Below are 16,831 nucleotides of genomic sequence, written 5' to 3' on the forward strand. Positions count from 1 at the left end.
TCCGACTTCAGGTAGGTGTGACCTTAAGTCGCCCGCTAGATTAAAGTCAATACGACCTTTAAAGGAGGCGGGATGTCGCGGAACGTGCGTGAGCGAGGCCCGCGCGAGCCGGTCGCGGTCACCGTCGACCTGGTGATCCTCACCATCCGGGAGGACGAGCTCCACGTGCTGTTGATCGAGCGGGGCAACCGGCCCTACCTCGGCCTTCCGGCGCTGCCGGGCGGATACGTCCGGGAGGGGGAGACGCTGGACGAGGCCGCCACCCGCGAGCTCGGCGAGGAGACGGGGTTGGACGGGGACCGGCTGCACCTGGAGCAGCTGCGGACCTATGGCGATCCGGGACGCGACCCGCGCGGGCGGGTGATCACGGTGGCCTACCTGGCGCTGGGGCCAGACCTGCCGATCCCGATGGCGGGAACCGACGCGCGGGCGGCGCACTGGGCGCCGGTGGAGGCGGCGCTCACCGGGGAGCCCGAGCTAGCGTTCGACCACGGTGTGATCCTGCGTGAGGCGCTGGAGCGGGCGCGGTCGCAGCTGGAGTACACGACGGTCGCGGCGGCGTTCTGCCCGGAGCCCTTCACCATCGCCGATCTGCGGCGGGTGTACGAGGTGGTCTGGGGGGTGGCGCTCGATCCGAGCAACTTCCGCCGGAAGGTCACCCGTGCGGAGAGCTTTCTGGAGCCCACCGGGGAGCGGCGGGTTCCGGAGGCGGGCCGTCCTGCCGCGCTCTACCGGCGGGGGCCGGCGAGGCTGCTTTCGCCGCCTCTGCTCCGCGCGGGGGGTGTGGCGGAGGCGCAGGTTACTGCGGTGGGGTTGCGGTGAACGGGGGCAGGTAGGGGGAGAGGGTGAGGGCCAGGTGGAGGGTGAGGCGGTCCTGGCCGGTGGAGAGGTCGAGGGCGGTGATCTCCTCGATGCGGCGGAGGCGGTGGTAGAGGGTCTGGCGGTGGATGCTGAGGTCGCGGGCGGTGTGCTGGACGCTGCCGGCGCGGTCGAGGAACGCGCGGGCGGTGGCGGCCAGGTCGGGGTGGGCCAGCAGGCGGTCCGCGCCCGGGGTGAGGACGGCCTGGGACAGCGCCTCGTCGGCGGCGCAGCGCAGGAGGCGCAGGACGCCCAGCGAGGTCCAGTCGCGGGTCTCGCCCGTGGCGGCGGCGCGGGCGGCGACGCGGGCGCGGAGCCAGCCCTCGCGGACCTCGGTGAGGGCGTCGCAGGGGCCGTACGAGCCGGCCTGGACGGGTTCGGGGCTGCGTTCGGCGAGGAGGCGGCGGGCCCGCTCGACGACGTCGCCCGCACGGGACATCGGGAACACCAGGACGTGGTCGCGTTCCCAGACGGTGGTGAGGACCGAGCGGGGGAGCAGCCACGGGTTCAGCGGCCGGGGCTCGGGGCCCGGGGCGCGCAGGACGGCGACGGCCAGGGGCGGGGGCAGTGCCTCGGCCAGGTCGGCCGCGGCCTGGCCGCGCACCTCGGGCTGGGCCGACAGGAGGTCGGCGAGCTTCCAGCCGAGATCGTCGCGCTCGCGGGCCTGGCGGGCCATCTGGAGGCCCGCGCGCTCGCAGAGGGGCATGGCCCGCGCGGCGAGCTCGTCGGAGATCGTCCCGCTGTCGTCGAGCAGCCACAGGTAGCCGTAGGTCACGCCGTGCCAGCGCGCGGGCAGGCAGAGACGGCCGAGGACGCCCGCGGCGCGGTCGGCCGGGATCCGGACGGGGCCGGTGGCGCGGGCGATGCCGAAGCGCTCGAACCGGGACCGGACGGCCTCGGTGGCGCGGCGGTGCAGGATCGACTCCATCCGGACGGGGTCGATCGTGTCGCCGTGCGCCGCGTACGCCACGAGGTGGAAGTCGCGGTCCTCCAGCGTCGCCGGGGCGCCCAGCAGGTCGGCGGCGCTTTCCACGATTTCCTGGAGATCGGCGGCCATGTCCCCGATTGTACGTCTGTATGAAGTTCGCGGCCTGGACGGGTGACAGTCGGCTGTAGGGGGACGGGGCTCCGGCTCGTAGCTTGAGAGGCAGGACATCGCAGCTCGGGAGGTCATCGTGGTCAGTCCTGTTCTTCTCGCCGCCGCGCGCAGCGACCGGATCCGCCGGCTGGTCACGGCGGTGCCGCTCACCCGGGGCGTCGTCGACCGGTTCGTCGCCGGCGAGGACCTGGAGGCCGCGCTGAAGGCGGTGCGCGAGCTGATCGGGGACGGGCTGGCGGTGACGCTCGACCACCTCGGTGAGGACACCACCGACCGGGTCCAGGCCGAGGCCACCCGGGACGCCTACCTGGCGCTGTTCGCCGCGTTCGCCGAGCACGGCCTCACCGCGTCCGCCGAGGCGTCGGTGAAGCTGTCGGCGCTCGGCGGGGCGCTGCCCGGCGGCGCGTCCATCGCGCTCGACCACGCCCGCGAGATCGCCGCCGCGGCGGCCCGGCACGGCATGACGGTCACCCTCGACATGGAGGACCACACCACGGTCGACGCGACGCTGGCCGCGCTCGGCAAGCTGCGGACCGACTTCCCCTCGACCGGCGTCGCGATCCAGGCGATGCTGCGCCGGACCGAGGGCGACCTGGCCGACCTCGTCCACGAGGGTTCCCGGGTGCGGCTGGTGAAGGGCGCCTACGCCGAGCCCGAGTCGGTGGCCCACCAGGGCCGCCAGGAGGTCGACCGCGCCTACGTGCGGGCGCTGCGGACGCTGATGGACGGCGACGGTCACCCCATGGTCGCCACCCACGACCCGCGCGTCATCGAGATCGCGCTCGACCTCGCCCGGCGCAACGGGCGGACGACCGACTCGTACGAGTTCCAGATGCTGTACGGGATCCGCGCCGCGGAGCAGCGGCGGCTGGCCGCGTCCGGCGAGCGGATGCGCGTGTACGTCCCGTACGGCTCCGACTGGTACGGCTACTTCATGCGCCGCCTTGCCGAGCGTCCCGCCAACCTCGCCTTCTTCCTGCGGTCGTTCGTCTCCCGCTGACCCCCACCCCCGCCTTCTTCCTGCGCTCTGCCTACTCGTCTCCCGCTGACCCCCCGCCTTCTGCCCCGACCCCTTGAGGAGGACCGTTCCATGGACGCCGTGACCAACGTGCCCGCCCCGGTGAACGAGCCCGTGCTCGGCTACGCCCCCGGGAGCCCCGAGCGGGCCCGGCTGGAGGCCGCGCTCGCCGAGCTCGCGGGCGCCGGCCCGATCGACCTGCCCATGACGATCGGCGGCGAGCGGCGGCTCGGCGCCGGGGCCAAGACCGACGTGGTGCAGCCGCACCGGCACGCCGCCGTGCTCGGCACGTTCGGCACCGCCACCCGGCAGGACGCGCGGGACGCGGTCGACGCGGCGCTCGCCGCGGCACCCGCCTGGCGGGAGCTGTCGTTCGACGACCGCGCCGCGGTCTTCCTCAAGGCCGCCGACCTGCTGGCCGGGCCGTGGCGGGCGCGGATCGCGGCGGCGACGATGCTCGGGCAGTCCAAGACCGCCCAGCAGGCCGAGATCGACAGCCCCTGCGAGCTGATCGACTTCTGGCGGTTCAACGTGCACTTCGCCCGGCAGATCATGGCCGAGCAGCCGATCAGCGGCCCCGGGGTGTGGAACCGGACCGACCACCGGCCGCTGGAGGGGTTCGTCTACGCGATCACCCCGTTCAACTTCACCGCGATCGCCGGGAACCTGCCGACCGCGCCCGCGCTGATGGGCAACGTGGTGGTGTGGAAGCCGTCGCCGACCCAGACCTACTCGGCCGTGCTGCTGATGCGGCTGCTGGAGGAGGCCGGGCTCCCGCCGGGCGTGATCAACCTGGTGACCGGGGACGGCCTGGAGGTGTCGGAGGTCGCGCTGACCCACCCCGACCTCGCCGGGATCCACTTCACCGGCTCGACCGCGACGTTCCAGCACCTGTGGAGGACCGTCGGCGCCAACATCGGCACGTACCGGACCTACCCGAGGCTCGTCGGCGAGACCGGCGGCAAGGACTTCGTGGTCGCGCACCCGTCCGCCGACCGGGAGGCGCTGAAGGCCGCGCTGGTCCGCGGCGCCTACGAGTACCAGGGGCAGAAGTGCTCGGCGGCGTCCCGCGCCTACGTCCCGCGCTCGATCTGGGAGGACGGCTTCAAGGAGGAGCTCGCCGCCGAGGTCGAGTCGCTGAGCATGGGCGACGTCACCGACCTGGGCAACTTCATGGGCGCGGTGATCGACGAGCGGGCGTTCGCCAAGAACCGCGCGGCGATCGAGCGGGCCGAGGCCGACCCGGCGGTCGAGATCGTCGCGGGCGGCACCTGCGACGACTCGGTCGGCTACTTCGTCCGGCCGACCGTGCTGGTCTCCGCCGACCCGGACGACGAGATCTTCAAGACCGAGTACTTCGGGCCGATCCTCGGCGTCCTGGTCTACGAGGACGCGCGGTACGACGAGGTGCTCGCGCAGATGGAGTCGGTCTCGGCGTACGCGCTGACCGGCGCGGTGATCGCGCAGGACCGCGGGGCCATCGCGCACACCATGCGGGTGCTGCGCTACGCGGCCGGCAACTTCTACGTCAACGACAAGCCGACGGGCGCGGTCGTCGGGCAGCAGCCGTTCGGCGGCGCCCGCGCGTCCGGCACCAACGACAAGGCGGGGTCGGCGCAGAACCTGCTGCGCTGGACGTCGCCGCGCTCGATCAAGGAGACCTTCGTCCCGCCCACCGGCCACCGCTACCCGCACATGGGCTGACACCGGCCGCACATCCGACCGACCCCACCCGCACATGGGCCCTCCCGGGGCCCATATGGCCGGCCCGGGCCGTCCGCCACCACTCCTGGCGGACGGCCCGGCGCCGTTCGTCCAGAGGCTCAGGGGCGAACTCAGAGGCCGGGGGAGGGGACGGCGCGGCGGCGGGCCGGTGGTGATCAGGTGGACGGGGCGAGGCCGGTGGCGGGAAGCTTCGTCCAGCCTCGGGTGAACGCCGAGGAGAGCCGTTCGGCCCGGTCGAGGTCGACCCCGACGTGGGGGTGCGCGGCCAGCAGCTCCTCCAGCGCGACGCGGGCCTGGAGCTTGGCCAGGTGCGAGCCGATGCAGAAGTGCACGCCGCTGGCGAAGCCCAGGTGGCGCGGGATCTCGCGGGTCACGTCGAGCCGTCCGGCGGTCGGGCCGAACTCGCGCTCGTCGCGGTTGGCCGCCCCGTACAGCATCATCACCTTCTCGCCGGCGGGGATCTCCACGCCGTGCAGCACCACCGGCCGGGTCGTCGTCCGGGCCAGCCCCTGCACCGACCCCTCCAGCCGCAGGAACTCCAGCAGCGCGTTCGGGATGAGCGCCGGGTCGGCGGCGAGCCTCTCGCGCTGGGCGTGGTCGCCGTCGAGCAGCGCCACGCCGTGCGAGATGAGGTTGCCGGTGGTGTCGTTGCCGCCCGCGACCATGACGAAGCAGAACCCGAGGATGTCCCAGTCGGTGAGCCGCTCGCCGTCCGCCTCGGCGGCGGTCAGCGCGCTGATCAGGTCGCCGGTGGGCGCGGCCCGGCGCGCGGTGATCAGGTCGGTGAAGTACTGGAACATCTCGGCGACCGCCCCGGCCGCGCCGCCCGAATCGAGGGCGCCCGCGTCGAACCCGTCGTCCTGGAGGCGGGTCAGGGCCGTCACCCACGGGCCGAACCGCGCCCGGTCCGGCTCCGGGACGCCCAGCAGGTGCGCCAGCGCGAACGTGGGGAGCGGCGAGGAGAAGTCGCGGTGCAGGTCGGCGGGCTCGCCGTCAGCGACCGTGCGCTCCATCACCGCGATCCGGCCGCGGACGAACTCGCGGAGCAGGTCCTCCAGTGCGCCGACGCGGCGGGGCGTGAAGCCGTGGCCGACCAGCCGCCGGAGCGCGGTGTGCCGGGGCGGGTCGAGCATCACCATCGTCGGCGCCAGCCCGAGCGCGCCGATCTCGTCGGGGTAGAACGTCAGGCCCTCGGCGGACGAGAAGGCCGCCGCGTCCCGCACCGCCGTCCAGACGTCCTCGAACCGCGACAGCGCCCAGAACGGCGGGGCGCCGTGCCGGTGCACGGGCTCCTCGTCGCGGAGCCGGCGGTAGGCGGGGTAGGGATCGGCCTGGAAGTCGGGGTCGAACGGGTCGTACTGGTCGTGTGCGTCGCCCATGGCCCGGCACCCCTCGGTTGTAACGATCACCGTTATTAACGCCTCCTGTTAGTATCACCGCCGTGCCGAGAGACGCAAGAGCGACCAGGGAGCGGCTGCTCCGCGCCGGGGCCCGGCTGTTCGCCGCCGAGGGCGTCGACGCCGCCAGGACCCGCGACATCGTGGCGCTCGCCGGGCAGGGCAACGACTCGGCGATCACCTACCACTTCGGCTCGCGGCGCGGGCTGCTGGAGGCCGTCCTGCGCGCCGGGGTCGACCGGATGGAGCCCGCCCGCCTGGCCGCGCTGCCCCGGCTCGACCCGTCCGACCTGCGCGGCATCGTGGCCGCCGTGGTCGAACCGATCGCCGGCGAGCTGCGCACCGAGGAGGGGCGCGACTTCCTGCGCGTGGTCGCCCAGGTCTCGGGCCGGGCGGGGATCCGCGGCCACGCCGTGCCGGGCCCGATCGAGGGCACCGCGATCGCCCGGCAGCTCGCGCTGCTGGAGGAGTGCTGCCTCGGCTTCCTGCCCGCCGCGCTCGCGCTGGAGCGCATCGCGGTGATGATCGCCTTCCTCGCCGCCGCGCTCGCCGACCGCACCGGACGCGTCGGCCGCGCCGACTGCGCCGACCGTGCCGGGCCTGCGGGCGGCTCGCTGCTCGGCCACGACGCCTTCGTGGTCGACCTGATCGAGATGCTGACCGCGGCGCTCGCGGCCCCCCATCGGGCCGCGCCCGACGGGCTCGCACAGGCGGGCGCCTAGCCGGTTTGCGCAGGCGGGACGGGCCCCATAGAGTTAAGACATCCGACGCGGGGTGGAGCAGTTCGGTAGCTCGCTGGGCTCATAACCCAGAGGTCGCAGGTTCAAATCCTGCCCCCGCTACCAGAAGGAAATGGGCTCGGTCGGTGCAGACACGGTCTGCACCGACCGGGCCTTTCCGCTTCTCCCGAGGACTTGCCCTCCGCGCCTATCCTGAGTGAAGAGGAGGCGGGCAGCCTCGCCGGTCCTGCGGGCGGCTCGCTGCTCGGCCACGACGCCTTCGTGACCGACCTGATCGAGATGCTGACCGCGGCGCTCGCGGCCCCCCATCGGGCCGCGCCCGACGGGCTCGCGCAAGCGGGCGCCTAACCGGTTTGCGCAAGCGGGACGGGCCCCATAGAGTTAAGACATCCGACGCGGGGTGGAGCAGTTCGGTAGCTCGCTGGGCTCATAACCCAGAGGTCGCAGGTTCAAATCCTGCCCCCGCTACCAGAAGGAAATGGGCTCGGTCGGTGCAGACACAGTCTGCACCGACCGGGCCTTTCCGCTTCTCCCGAGGACTCGCCCTCCGCGCCTATCCTGGGTGAATGCGAAACGTCATGGCCGCGTTCCTCGATGTGTGCTGCGTGCTCCTCTTCGTCGCGATCGGACGCTCGTCGCACGAGGAGGCGGGCGGCCTCGCCGGGATGGCGACCACGGCCTGGCCGTTCCTGGCGGGACTGGCGGCCGGGTGGGCGCTGCTGCGGGTGTGGCGGCGTCCGGGGCCGTTCGCGCTGTTCCCGGCGGGCATCGGCGTGTGGGCCGTGACCGTCGCCGTGGGCATGGTGCTGCGCGTGGCGTCCGGGCAGGGCACCGCGTTCTCGTTCATCGTGGTCGCCCTGACGTTCCTCGGGCTCGCGCTGCTCGGCTGGCGGCTGGTGGCCCGGGTGCTGAACTCGATGCGCTCCTCCCGCGACGCGTTCCTGCCCGGCCGCTGACCCGCACGTCCCGCCCCGGCGCACAACTTTCGGGACGGTCCTTGTCACCCGGCTCACAAACCCGCGGGGGCGGTGGCGCTCCACATGACCGGGTGGTCTCTTCGGTCGCCCGGCGTGGTTGACGGCGGCGCCGCCGCGCTGGTGAAGTTACTCGCTAGTCACGTGGGTGGCGGCGGGTACATGAAGGGGGCACCATGGCATCTGGGCTGCGGGACTGGCTGGACAAGCCGAACATCGGACGCGGCGTCCAGCTCGCGACCGACGACGGCGGCTGGGAGTTCCGCGGGTACGGCGAGCTGGCCTCGGGAGCCCGGCGCACAGCCGCCGCGCTGATCGAGGACGGGGTGCGTCCCGGCGACGTCGTGTGCCTGATCCTGCCGACCGACTTCACCTGCATCGAGACCTACTACGCGGTGTGGGCCGCCGGCGCGACCGTCTGCCTGATCACCCCGCCGCTGTTCCAGGACGGCGACGACTACGTGGCGCACGTCGCGGCGATCCTGCGGCAGGCCCGCCCGGCGCTCACCATCGCCTCCGCCGACCTGGCCGGACGCGCCGCCCGCGCGCTCGCGGAGGCCGGGCTTCCCGGCGAACCGTGGCTGCCGCGCCGCGCGGACGCCGAGGCCGAGGTGCGGGTGCCCGGCGAGCTGGCCCTCCTCCAGTTCACCTCCGGTTCCAGCGGCGCCCCGCGCGGCGTCATGGTCACCTGGGAGAACCTGGAGGCCAACTGCGAGCTGATCGCGCGCACCGCCGGGTTCGAGGACGACGACGTGGTCGCCTCCTGGCTGCCGCTCTACCACGACATGGGCCTCATCGGCTGCTTCCTCACCCCGATCGCCCGGCAGGCCGCCCTGCGGCTGATGCGCCCGGACCACTTCATCCGCGACCCGGCCCGCTGGATCCGCTGCTTCGCCGAGGCCGCGCACACGGCGGCGCCGCCCTTCGCGTACGCCTACTGCGCGCGGCGGGTGAAGCCCGAGGAGCTCGAGGGCCTGGACCTGTCCGGCTGGAAGACGGCGATCATCGGCGCCGAGCCGATCGACCCGCACGCGCTGGAGGTCTTCGCCCGGCTGGTCGAGCCGTTCGGGTTCTCCCGCGCCTCGTTCAAGCCCGCCTACGGGATGGCCGAGACGACGCTGCTGGTGACCATGGACCATCCGCGCCGCGACCCGCTGGCGGTCCGTCCGGACGGCGAGTCGCTGGCGTTCGGCGAGAAGGTCCGCGTCCTCGAGCAGCACACCCTCGGCGCGGAGTCGCTCGGCGCCAAGGCCGGCTGGGTCGTCGGGTGCGGGACGCCCGAGGAGGACGTCCCCGTCGAGATCGTCGACGACCAGGGCCGCGACCTGCCCGCCGGCCGGCTCGGCGAGATCGTTGTCGGCGGCGTCTCCGCCTGTCCCGGCTACTACGCGGGCGCGGAGGCCAAGTCGACCCGGTTCATCGAGGGCCGGGTGCACACCGGCGACGCCGGGTTCTTCCACGAGGGCCGGCTGTTCGTGCTCGGCCGGATGGGCGACAGCATCAAGGTGCGGGGCCGCTCGGTCTACGTCGAGGACCTGGAGGCCAAGATCGCCGAGGCGTCCGGGCTGGGCAAGGGCCGGATCGTGGTCGTCGGCGTCCCGGGCGCGGGCACCCGCGGCCTGGCGCTGTTCGCCGAGACCGGCGACGCGTCGTGGGTGGACGGCGTCCGCGAGACGCTGCGCCGCCGGGTCGGCGACGACGTCGAGGTCACCATCGTGGTCGGGACCGGGCTGATCCAGCGCACCTCCAGCGGCAAGCCGCGTCGCCGGTACATGTGGGAGCAGCTCCGGGCCGGACGGATGGAAGGTGCCCGGATCGTCCCCTGACGCCCGGTGCGGCGGTGCAAGATCGGCCCATCCGGGGGCCGTTATTGCTTACCGCGTTGAACAGGGGCAACATGGCGTTGACGCTCTGAGAGGTCGACGATGCCCCCTGTTGCCAAAGCGCTGCTCAGCCTGGGCGCGCGCCTGGGCTCCACCGCCCAGAACGCTCTCGAGGTCGCGCGGTTCGGCGGGCTCGACACCGGCGAGGACGCCTCCCCGTACGACGTGCTGACCGAGCAGCGCACCTACCGGCTGCGCCGCTACTTCCCGCGCGCCGCGGCGTCCGGGGACGGCGCCGGGCGGCCGGTGATGCTGCTCGTCCCGCCGCTGATGATGACCGCCGAGGTGTACGACATCTCCTCGCGGGTCAGCGCGGTGGGCGCGCTGTACGACCGCGGCGTCGACCCGTGGGTGGTCGACTTCGGCGCCCCCGAGCGCGAGCCCGGCGGGCTGGAGCGCACCGTCACCGACCACGTCCTGGCGGTCAGCGACGCCGTCGACCGGGTCCGCGAGATCACCGGACGGGACGTGCACCTCGCCGGCTACTCGCAGGGCGGCATGTTCGTCTACCAGACCGCCGCGTACCGGCGCGGCGAGGGCGTCGCGTCGGTGGTCACGTTCGGCAGCCCCGCCGACACCAGCGTCGGGCTCCCGTTCGGGCTGCCGGGCTGGGTCGCGTCCGACGCGGCCGGCCGCATCCCCGACGCGCTGCTGCGCAGCTTCGCGGTGCCCGGCTGGGTGACCCGGACGGGCTTCCAGCTCCTCAGCCCGGTCAAGTCGGTGCGCAGCCGGGTCGACTTCATCCTCCGGCTGCACGACCGCGAGCGCCTCGCCCCGCGCGAGCGGCAGCGCCGCTTCCTTGAACGCGAGGGCTGGGTGTCGTGGCCGGGCCCGGCGCTGCTCGACTTCGTCCGCCAGTTCATCGCGCACAACCGGATGCTCACCGGCGGCTTCGTCATCGGCGACCGGCTGGTCACGCTGGCCGACATCACCTGCCCGGTGCTCACCTTCGTCGGCGAGGTCGACGAGATCGCCTCGCCGCCGATGGTGCGCGGCATCCGCCGCGCCGCGTCCCGCGCGCAGGTGTACGAGGCGTCGCTGCGCGCCGGGCACTTCGGCCTGGTCGTCGGCGGCCTCGCGGTGACGCAGACCTGGCCCGCCGTCGCTGCCTGGGCGGCCTGGCGCGACGGCCGCGGCGAGCTGCCCGGGATCGTCCACCGGGTCGACGGCGACGAGGAGGCCGCGGCGCCCGCGCTGCCCGGCGGCGCCGCCGGCTACGGGCTCCAGCTCGCGATGGGCGTCGGCTCGAGCGCCGCCCGTTCGGCCGCCGAGACCGCCGCGCGGGCCGTGCGCGGCTCGCGGCAGCTCACCCGCGAGGCCACGCTCAACCTGCCCCGGCTGGCCCGGCTCGAACGCATCCACGCCGACACGCGGATGTCGCTCGGCCTGCTGCTCGACGAGCAGGCGCGCCGCGCCCCGGGCGACGTGTTCTTCCTCTACCAGGGCCGCGCGCACACCCACGCGGCGGCCGAGCGGCGCATCGACGCGATCGTCCGCGGGCTGATCCACGTCGGGGTCCGGCAGGGTGACGCGGTCGGCGTGCTGATGGGGACCCGGCCGACCGCGCTCGCGCTGGTGGCGGCGCTGAGCAGGCTGGGCGCGGTCGCGGTGCTGCTGCGCCCCGACGGCGACCTGGCCCGCGAGGCCGAGCTCGGCCGGATCGGCCGCGTCATCGCCGACCCCGAGCACGCCGCCCGCGCGTCCCGGCTGGACGGCGTGCCCGGCCACCTGCTCGGCGGCGGGGGCGCGACCCGCGAGCTCGGCCTCCCGCTGATGGACATGGAGCGCATCGACCCCGCCCGGGTCGAGCCGCCGGGCTGGTTCCGGCCCAACCCGGGCCGCGCCGGCGACCTGGCGTTCGTGCTGTTCACCGGCGACGGCGAGCGGCTGCGGGCGAGCCGCATCACCAACCGCCGCTGGGCGCTGTCGGCGTTCGGGACGGCCTCGTCGGCGGCGCTGTCACCGGCCGACACCGTCTTCAGCATCACCCCGCTGCAACATCCGTCCGCGCTGCTGATGAGCCTCGGCGGCGCCGTCGCGAGCGGCGCCCGGCTCGCCCTGGCCAGCGCCTACGATCCTGAGACGTTCTGGGACGAGGCGCGCCGCTACGGGGTGACCGTCGCGTCCTACACCTGGACGCTGCTGCGCGACCTGGTGAGCGCGCCGCCGCATCCCGGCGAGCGGCACCACGCCGTGCGGCTGTTCATCGGCTCGGGCATGCCGCGCGGCCTGTGGCGGCGGGTCGAGGAGCGGTTCACGCCCGCCCGGGTGCTGGAGTTCTACGCCTCCACCGAGGGCGAGGCGATCCTGGTCAACCTGAGCGGCAAGAAGCCCGGCTCGCTCGGCCGCCCGATGCCGGGCAGCGCCGAGCTGCGGCTGGCCCGCTACGACCTGGAGGCGGGACGGCTCGCCGCGGGGCCGGGCGGGTTCGCGGCCGAGTGCGGGCCCGGCGAGATCGGCATGCTGCTCGCCCGGATCCGCCCGGCCGCGGTCGCGTCCGCGGTCCGCCCGGTGCGCGGCGTGTTCGCGCCCGAGGACGCTTGGACGATCACCGGTGACCTGTTCCGCCGCGACGAGGGCGGCGACTACTGGCTGGTCGGCCGCGAGGCCGAGCTGATCCGCACGCCCGAGGGGATCGTCCCGCCCGGCCCGATCCGGGACGCGCTCGGCGACCTGCCCTGCGTCGACGCGGTCGCCGTCTACGGCGTCCCGGCCGGCGACGCCGAGCTGGCCGCCGCGGCGATCAGCCTGCGCGCGGGCGCGGCCGGCGAGCTGAAGCCGGTCGACCTGTCCGAGGCGCTGCTGCGGGTCGATCCGGGGCTGCGGCCCGCCGTCGTCCGGATCGTGGACGAGATCCCGGTGACGGGCGGGCACCGGCTGCTGTCCGCGCCGCTGCGCGAGGAGGGCGTCCCGCCCGTGGGCGACGGCCGCACGTACTACCGCGACCGTTCCGGCGCGTACCGGCCGCTCACCGAGTCCGCCCGCCGCCGCCTGCTCCGCGCGCAGACCGCCCGCCAGGCCCGCTGACCGCCCGCCAGGCCCGCTGACCGCCCGCGCCGCGCCCGTTGACCGCTCGCCGCGCCCGCTGACTGCCTGCCACGCCCGCCGCCGGTCCACCTCGCCCCGCGCCCGCGCCGTGCGCCCTCGCTCCGCACGCAGCCGCTTCCGGTGGGCGCGCACATCCGTGCGCGCGCATCGCGTTCGCAGCGGGCACTGACCCCGCCTGGACGAGGCGCAAGTCACCCGGCCGCCGCTATGGACTTCCTGGCGCCCGTTGCGTTACAACAAAGCGACATAATCCGCACCTTTGTTGCACGCCCGGACGGGTCACCTCGTTCCGGGCACCGGAGGGTTCATGGCCACGACCATCCTCGCGCCGCCGCCCGAGGGCAGCGGCCTCAAGCCGGTCCGTGGCGCGGTGGGGGTCCCGTACATCGGGGACACCTTCCAGGTCATGCGGCAGCCGTTCCGGATCGCCCGCAAGCGGTACGAGCAGTTCGGACCGGTCACCTGGGGCTGGCTGCTCGGCCAGCGGACCGTCACCGTCCAGGGGCCGGAGGCCGCCGAGACGGTGCTGGTCAACCGGGACAAGGCGTTCGCCAACGGGCCCGCCTGGAGCTACTTCATCGGCCCGTTCTTCTACCGCGGCATCATGCTCCTGGACTTCGAGGAGCACCTGCACCACCGGCGCATCATGCAGCAGGCGTTCAACAGGCCCCGGCTGCGCGCCTACATGGAGGCGATGGCGCCCGGCATCGCCACCGGCCTGGACGCCTGGGAGCCCGGCCGGGGCTTCACCGTGTACGACCACGTCAAGCAGCTCACCCTGGACCTGGCGGCCGACGTGTTCATGGGCGTCGAGCTGGACCGCGCGGAGGCCGGCCGGATCAACGGCGCGTTCGTCGACGCGGTCCGGGCCGGGACGGCCTACGTGCGCTTCCCGGTCCCCGGGCTGCGGTGGTACAAGGGGCTGCGGGCCCGCAAGGTGCTGGAGGCGTTCTTCCGCGAGCACCTGCCCGCCAAGCGCCGCGACGGCGGCGACGACCTGTTCGCCGCGCTCTGCGAGGCCGAGACCGACGACGGCCACCGGTTCACCGACGAGGACGTCGTCAACCACATGATCTTCGCCCTGATGGCGGCGCACGACACCACCACGATCACCCTGACCACGATGGCGTACTACCTCGCCAAGCACCCCGAGTGGCAGGAGCGGCTGCGGGACGAGTCGCTGGCGCTGGTCGCCGAGCACGGCCGCACCGGGCTGGAGTTCGCCGACCTGGACGCGCTGACCGGCATCGACATGGTGATGAAGGAGGCGCTGCGGCTCGTCGCGCCCGTCCCGGCGCTGCCCCGCCGGGTGGTCAAGGACACCTCGATCCTCGGCTTCCACATCCCCGCCGGGACGACCGTGGTCGTGCCGGCGCTCACCAACCACCACATGGCCGAGTGGTGGCCGGACCCGGAGCGGTTCGACCCCGAGCGGTTCGCGCCGGACCGCCGCGAGGACAAGGTGCACAAGTACGCCTGGGAGCCGTTCGGTGGCGGCGCGCACAAGTGCATCGGCCTCCACTTCGCCGGCATGCAGGTCAAGAGCGTCCTGCACCAGATGCTCCAGCGCTACCGGTGGAGCGTGCCGGCGCGGTACGAATGGCCGCTGGACACCACCTCGCTGCCCTCGCCCAAGGACGGCCTCCCCGTCCGTCTCGACCGTCTCGACCGTTTGGAGCAGAGCCGATGAGCAAGGTCATCGCCGTCACCGGAGGTGCCCGCGGGATCGGGTTCGCGACCGCCCGCGCGCTGAAGGACAAGGGCGCGTCGGTCGTCATCGGCGACATCGACGAGGCCGCCGCCGAGGAGGCGGGGGAGCGGCTCGGCGTCGCCGCGTACCCGCTGGACGTGACCTCGCGCGCGTCGTTCGCCGCGTTCCTGGACCGGGCCGAGGAGCCGGCCGGGCCGCTGGACGTGCTGGTCAACAACGCCGGCATCATGCCGATCGGCCCGGTCACCGGCGAGAGCGACGCCGACGCGCGGCGCTGCATGGACATCAACGTGCACGGCGTGATGATCGGCACCAAGCTCGCTCTCGGCCGGATGCTGCCGCGCGGCGCCGGGCACGTGATCAACATTGCCTCGCTCGCCGGGGTGCTGCCGACGCCGGGCCTCGCGCTCTACAACGCCAGCAAGGCCGCGGTCATCGCCTTCACCGAGGCGACCCGGCTGGAGGTGCTGGACCGCGGGGTGAACGTGAGCGCGGTGCTGCCCACCTTCACCAACACCGAGCTGGTCGCCGGCACCCGCAGCCCCAAGGGGCAGAAGAACTGCGAGCCGGAGGACATCGCCGCCGCCGTGGTCGAGCTCGTCGGCCGTCCGCGCCCGCAGGCGGTCGTTCCGCGCAAGCTGTCCGGGCAGGTGCGGATCGGCGGCCTGGTCCCCGACCGGGTCAAGCGGGCGGTGGCCCGCCGCTACGGCCTCGACAAGATCTTCCTGGAGTACGACGAGGACGCCAGGAAGGGCTACGACGCCAGGATCCGCGCCTGACCCGCCGCCCCCTCCCGGCGGAAGGCGCGACGGGCGTGCGGGGCGTAGCGGACCGCCTCGGGCAGCAGCGGCCACAACCGGTTGCCGCGCCGGACGGCGGCGGCGAAGCGGCGGTGCCGGCGCTCGTCGGCGGCGCTCCACGGCAGGTCGAGGAGCTCGCGCATCCGCGGGTGCAGGCCGCCGACGGTGATGAAGCGGGCGAGCGCGTTCAGCGGCGGCGAGACCGCGCGCCACAGCGGCGCGGGCACCTTCGGCGGGGCGGGCAGGCCCTTGGTGACGTAGCCGACGCCGTAGCGGGCGGTCTTGTGCGGGACGATCTCCTTTTCGAGCATCCGCTCCCAGTACGCCTGGAACGCCTCCCAGTCCTCGGGCATCGCGCGGTCGCTCACCCCGTACATCCGGAACCAGGTCTTGGACTCCTCGTAGATCTGCCGCTTCTGGTCCTCGCGCAGCGGCCGGATGAAGGTCTCGATCCCGTGCAGCATGGTGTCGAGGAACGTGGCGTGCGCCCAGTAGAAGGTCTCGGGATCGAGCGCGTGGTAGCGGGAGTCGTCCGGCATCGTGCCCTTGATCTCGCGGTGGAAGTCGCGGACCCGCTCGCCGGTCCGCCGCGACTCGGGCCCGCCGTAGACGGTGTCGAGGATCGGCCCGGCCGAGCGCTTGAGGCGGGCGAAGGTCTCGGAGAAGAACACCGAGTGGTCCAGGACGCCCTGGCCGAGCGCCGGGAGCATGTTCTGGAGCACCGCCGCCCGCGGCCCCACCAGCAGCATCCGGGTGTCACCGAAGAAGCGCCAGGTCAGGGAGGACGGCCCGAGCGGGGCGGGCCGGGCGTGGGGGGTCTGGTCGGTCATGCGCACCGCCGGGAGGATCAGCCTGGAGGACAGAACTACGAATACTGTAGCTGTGTTGCGGGAAGGAGTACGGAGCGACGTCCTCCCACGGTTAAGGTGCGGCTATGACCATGGACACGACCCCGCTGGCCGGGCTGCTGGCGGCGGCCCCCGACCCCGACGGCCTGGACACCCGGATCCTGGACGCCGCGCTCGCGGAGTTCGAGACCTACGGGCTGCGCCGGGTCAGCGTCGAGGACGTCGCCAAGCGGGCCGGGGTCGCGCGCACCACCATCTACCGGAGGTTCTCCAACAAGGAGCAGCTCCTCCAGGCGGTCATCCTGCGCGAGGTGCACCGCTTCCTGACCTCGATCGCCGATGCGACCGAGGGGCTGCCCACCCCCGAGGACGCGGTGGTCGAGGGCTTCGTCGTCGGCCTGCGCGGCGCCCGCACGCACCCGCTGATGACCCGCGTGCTGGAGAGCGAGCCCGAGGCGTTCCTCCCGCAGCTCAGCATGAACGGCGGCGCGGTCATGCTCGCCGCCCGCGACATCCTCGCCGACCGGCTGCGCCGGGCCCGTCCGGGCGACGGGCAGGACCACGCCACGGTCGCCGAGGTGCTGCTCCGGGTCGCGGTGTCGCTGCTGCTGATTCCGGGCGGCGGGCTCCGGCTCGACGGCGAGGACGCCATCCGCGCGTTCGCCCGCGAGCACCTGACCCGGATGCTGCGCCCGGGGCCACCGCCCGCCTGACCGCCCGCCCGCCCGCT

14 protein-coding genes and 2 tRNA genes are annotated in these 16,831 nt (G+C 73.8%); 13 read left to right on the forward strand and 3 right to left on the reverse strand.

Annotation, left to right across the window (positions count from 1 at the left end; all coding sequences use genetic code 11):
* Positions 1 to 72: 72 nt before the first annotated feature.
* A complete protein-coding gene (locus tag OHA34_RS31080) occupies positions 73 to 822 on the forward strand; it encodes an NUDIX hydrolase (RefSeq protein ID WP_329519700.1) in 750 nt (249 codons plus the stop codon).
* Here OHA34_RS31080 and OHA34_RS31085 read toward each other — a convergent pair.
* Positions 800 to 1,915 carry a PucR family transcriptional regulator gene (locus tag OHA34_RS31085; RefSeq protein WP_329519701.1) on the reverse strand — a complete coding sequence of 372 codons (1,116 nt, stop codon included), beginning with the start codon at positions 1,913 to 1,915 and terminating at the stop codon, positions 800 to 802. The two genes, OHA34_RS31080 and OHA34_RS31085, sit on opposite strands and share 23 nt — an antisense overlap.
* 118 nt (positions 1,916 to 2,033) lie before the next feature.
* Between OHA34_RS31085 and OHA34_RS31090 the strand changes: the two genes are divergently transcribed.
* Positions 2,034 to 2,957, forward strand: a complete 924-nt coding sequence (locus OHA34_RS31090; protein ID WP_329519702.1) for a proline dehydrogenase family protein — start codon at positions 2,034 to 2,036, stop codon at positions 2,955 to 2,957.
* Between the two features lie 90 nt (positions 2,958 to 3,047).
* Entirely contained in the window at positions 3,048 to 4,679 is a 1,632-nt protein-coding gene (pruA, locus tag OHA34_RS31095) for an L-glutamate gamma-semialdehyde dehydrogenase (RefSeq protein ID WP_285937799.1), read from the forward strand.
* Between the two features lie 176 nt (positions 4,680 to 4,855).
* Here pruA and OHA34_RS31100 read toward each other — a convergent pair whose 3' ends face one another.
* Positions 4,856 to 6,079, reverse strand: coding sequence for a cytochrome P450 (locus OHA34_RS31100; RefSeq protein WP_329519703.1), 1,224 nt, complete (start codon positions 6,077 to 6,079; stop codon positions 4,856 to 4,858).
* 62 nt (positions 6,080 to 6,141) lie between these two features.
* Here OHA34_RS31100 and OHA34_RS31105 point away from each other — a divergent pair, with 62 nt between their 5' ends.
* The 9 genes from OHA34_RS31105 to OHA34_RS31145 all read left to right on the forward strand — a co-directional run bounded on the left by OHA34_RS31105 (position 6,142) and on the right by OHA34_RS31145 (position 15,232).
* Entirely contained in the window at positions 6,142 to 6,819 is a 678-nt protein-coding gene (locus OHA34_RS31105) for a TetR/AcrR family transcriptional regulator (RefSeq protein WP_329519704.1), read from the forward strand.
* Between the two features lie 46 nt (positions 6,820 to 6,865).
* A tRNA-Met gene (locus OHA34_RS31110) sits at positions 6,866 to 6,942 on the forward strand.
* A 69-nt stretch (positions 6,943 to 7,011) separates the two neighbouring features.
* On the forward strand, positions 7,012 to 7,185 hold the full coding sequence (locus OHA34_RS31115; RefSeq protein WP_285937795.1) for a hypothetical protein: 174 nt from the start codon (positions 7,012 to 7,014) through the stop codon (positions 7,183 to 7,185).
* Positions 7,186 to 7,231: 46 nt separating this feature from the next.
* Positions 7,232 to 7,308 (forward strand) — tRNA-Met (locus OHA34_RS31120).
* A gap of 95 nt (positions 7,309 to 7,403) precedes the next feature.
* Positions 7,404 to 7,793, forward strand: coding sequence for a DUF3054 domain-containing protein (locus tag OHA34_RS31125; RefSeq protein ID WP_285937794.1), 390 nt, complete (start codon positions 7,404 to 7,406; stop codon positions 7,791 to 7,793).
* 194 nt (positions 7,794 to 7,987) lie between these two features.
* Positions 7,988 to 9,637 carry an AMP-binding protein gene (locus OHA34_RS31130; RefSeq protein ID WP_285937793.1) on the forward strand — a complete coding sequence of 550 codons (1,650 nt, stop codon included), beginning with the start codon at positions 7,988 to 7,990 and terminating at the stop codon, positions 9,635 to 9,637.
* Positions 9,638 to 9,736: 99 nt separating this feature from the next.
* Complete coding sequence (locus tag OHA34_RS31135; RefSeq protein ID WP_329519705.1) at positions 9,737 to 12,721, forward strand: AMP-binding protein; 2,985 nt, start codon at positions 9,737 to 9,739, stop codon at positions 12,719 to 12,721.
* A gap of 328 nt (positions 12,722 to 13,049) precedes the next feature.
* Positions 13,050 to 14,432 (forward strand): cytochrome P450, encoded by a 1,383-nt coding sequence (locus OHA34_RS31140; protein WP_329519706.1) that lies wholly within the window; start codon positions 13,050 to 13,052, stop codon positions 14,430 to 14,432.
* The gene (locus tag OHA34_RS31145) at positions 14,429 to 15,232 is read left to right on the forward strand and encodes an SDR family oxidoreductase (RefSeq protein WP_329519707.1); all 804 of its coding nucleotides are present in this window, start codon (positions 14,429 to 14,431) and stop codon (positions 15,230 to 15,232) included. The genes OHA34_RS31140 and OHA34_RS31145 overlap by 4 nt, the downstream gene beginning before the upstream one ends.
* Here the strand turns inward: OHA34_RS31145 and OHA34_RS31150 are convergent.
* Entirely contained in the window at positions 15,208 to 16,083 is an 876-nt protein-coding gene (locus OHA34_RS31150) for an oxygenase MpaB family protein (RefSeq protein WP_329519708.1), read from the reverse strand. The two genes, OHA34_RS31145 and OHA34_RS31150, sit on opposite strands and share 25 nt — an antisense overlap.
* A 104-nt stretch (positions 16,084 to 16,187) precedes the next feature.
* On the opposite strand from OHA34_RS31150, the gene OHA34_RS31155 reads away from it, so the two are divergent.
* Entirely contained in the window at positions 16,188 to 16,814 is a 627-nt protein-coding gene (locus tag OHA34_RS31155; RefSeq protein WP_329519709.1) for a TetR/AcrR family transcriptional regulator, read from the forward strand.
* Positions 16,815 to 16,831 lie beyond the last annotated feature (17 nt).

It is taken from the genome of Spirillospora sp. NBC_01491, from assembly GCF_036227065.1.
In the GTDB taxonomy this organism is placed as follows: Bacteria; Actinomycetota; Actinomycetes; order Streptosporangiales; family Streptosporangiaceae; genus Spirillospora; species Spirillospora xylanilytica.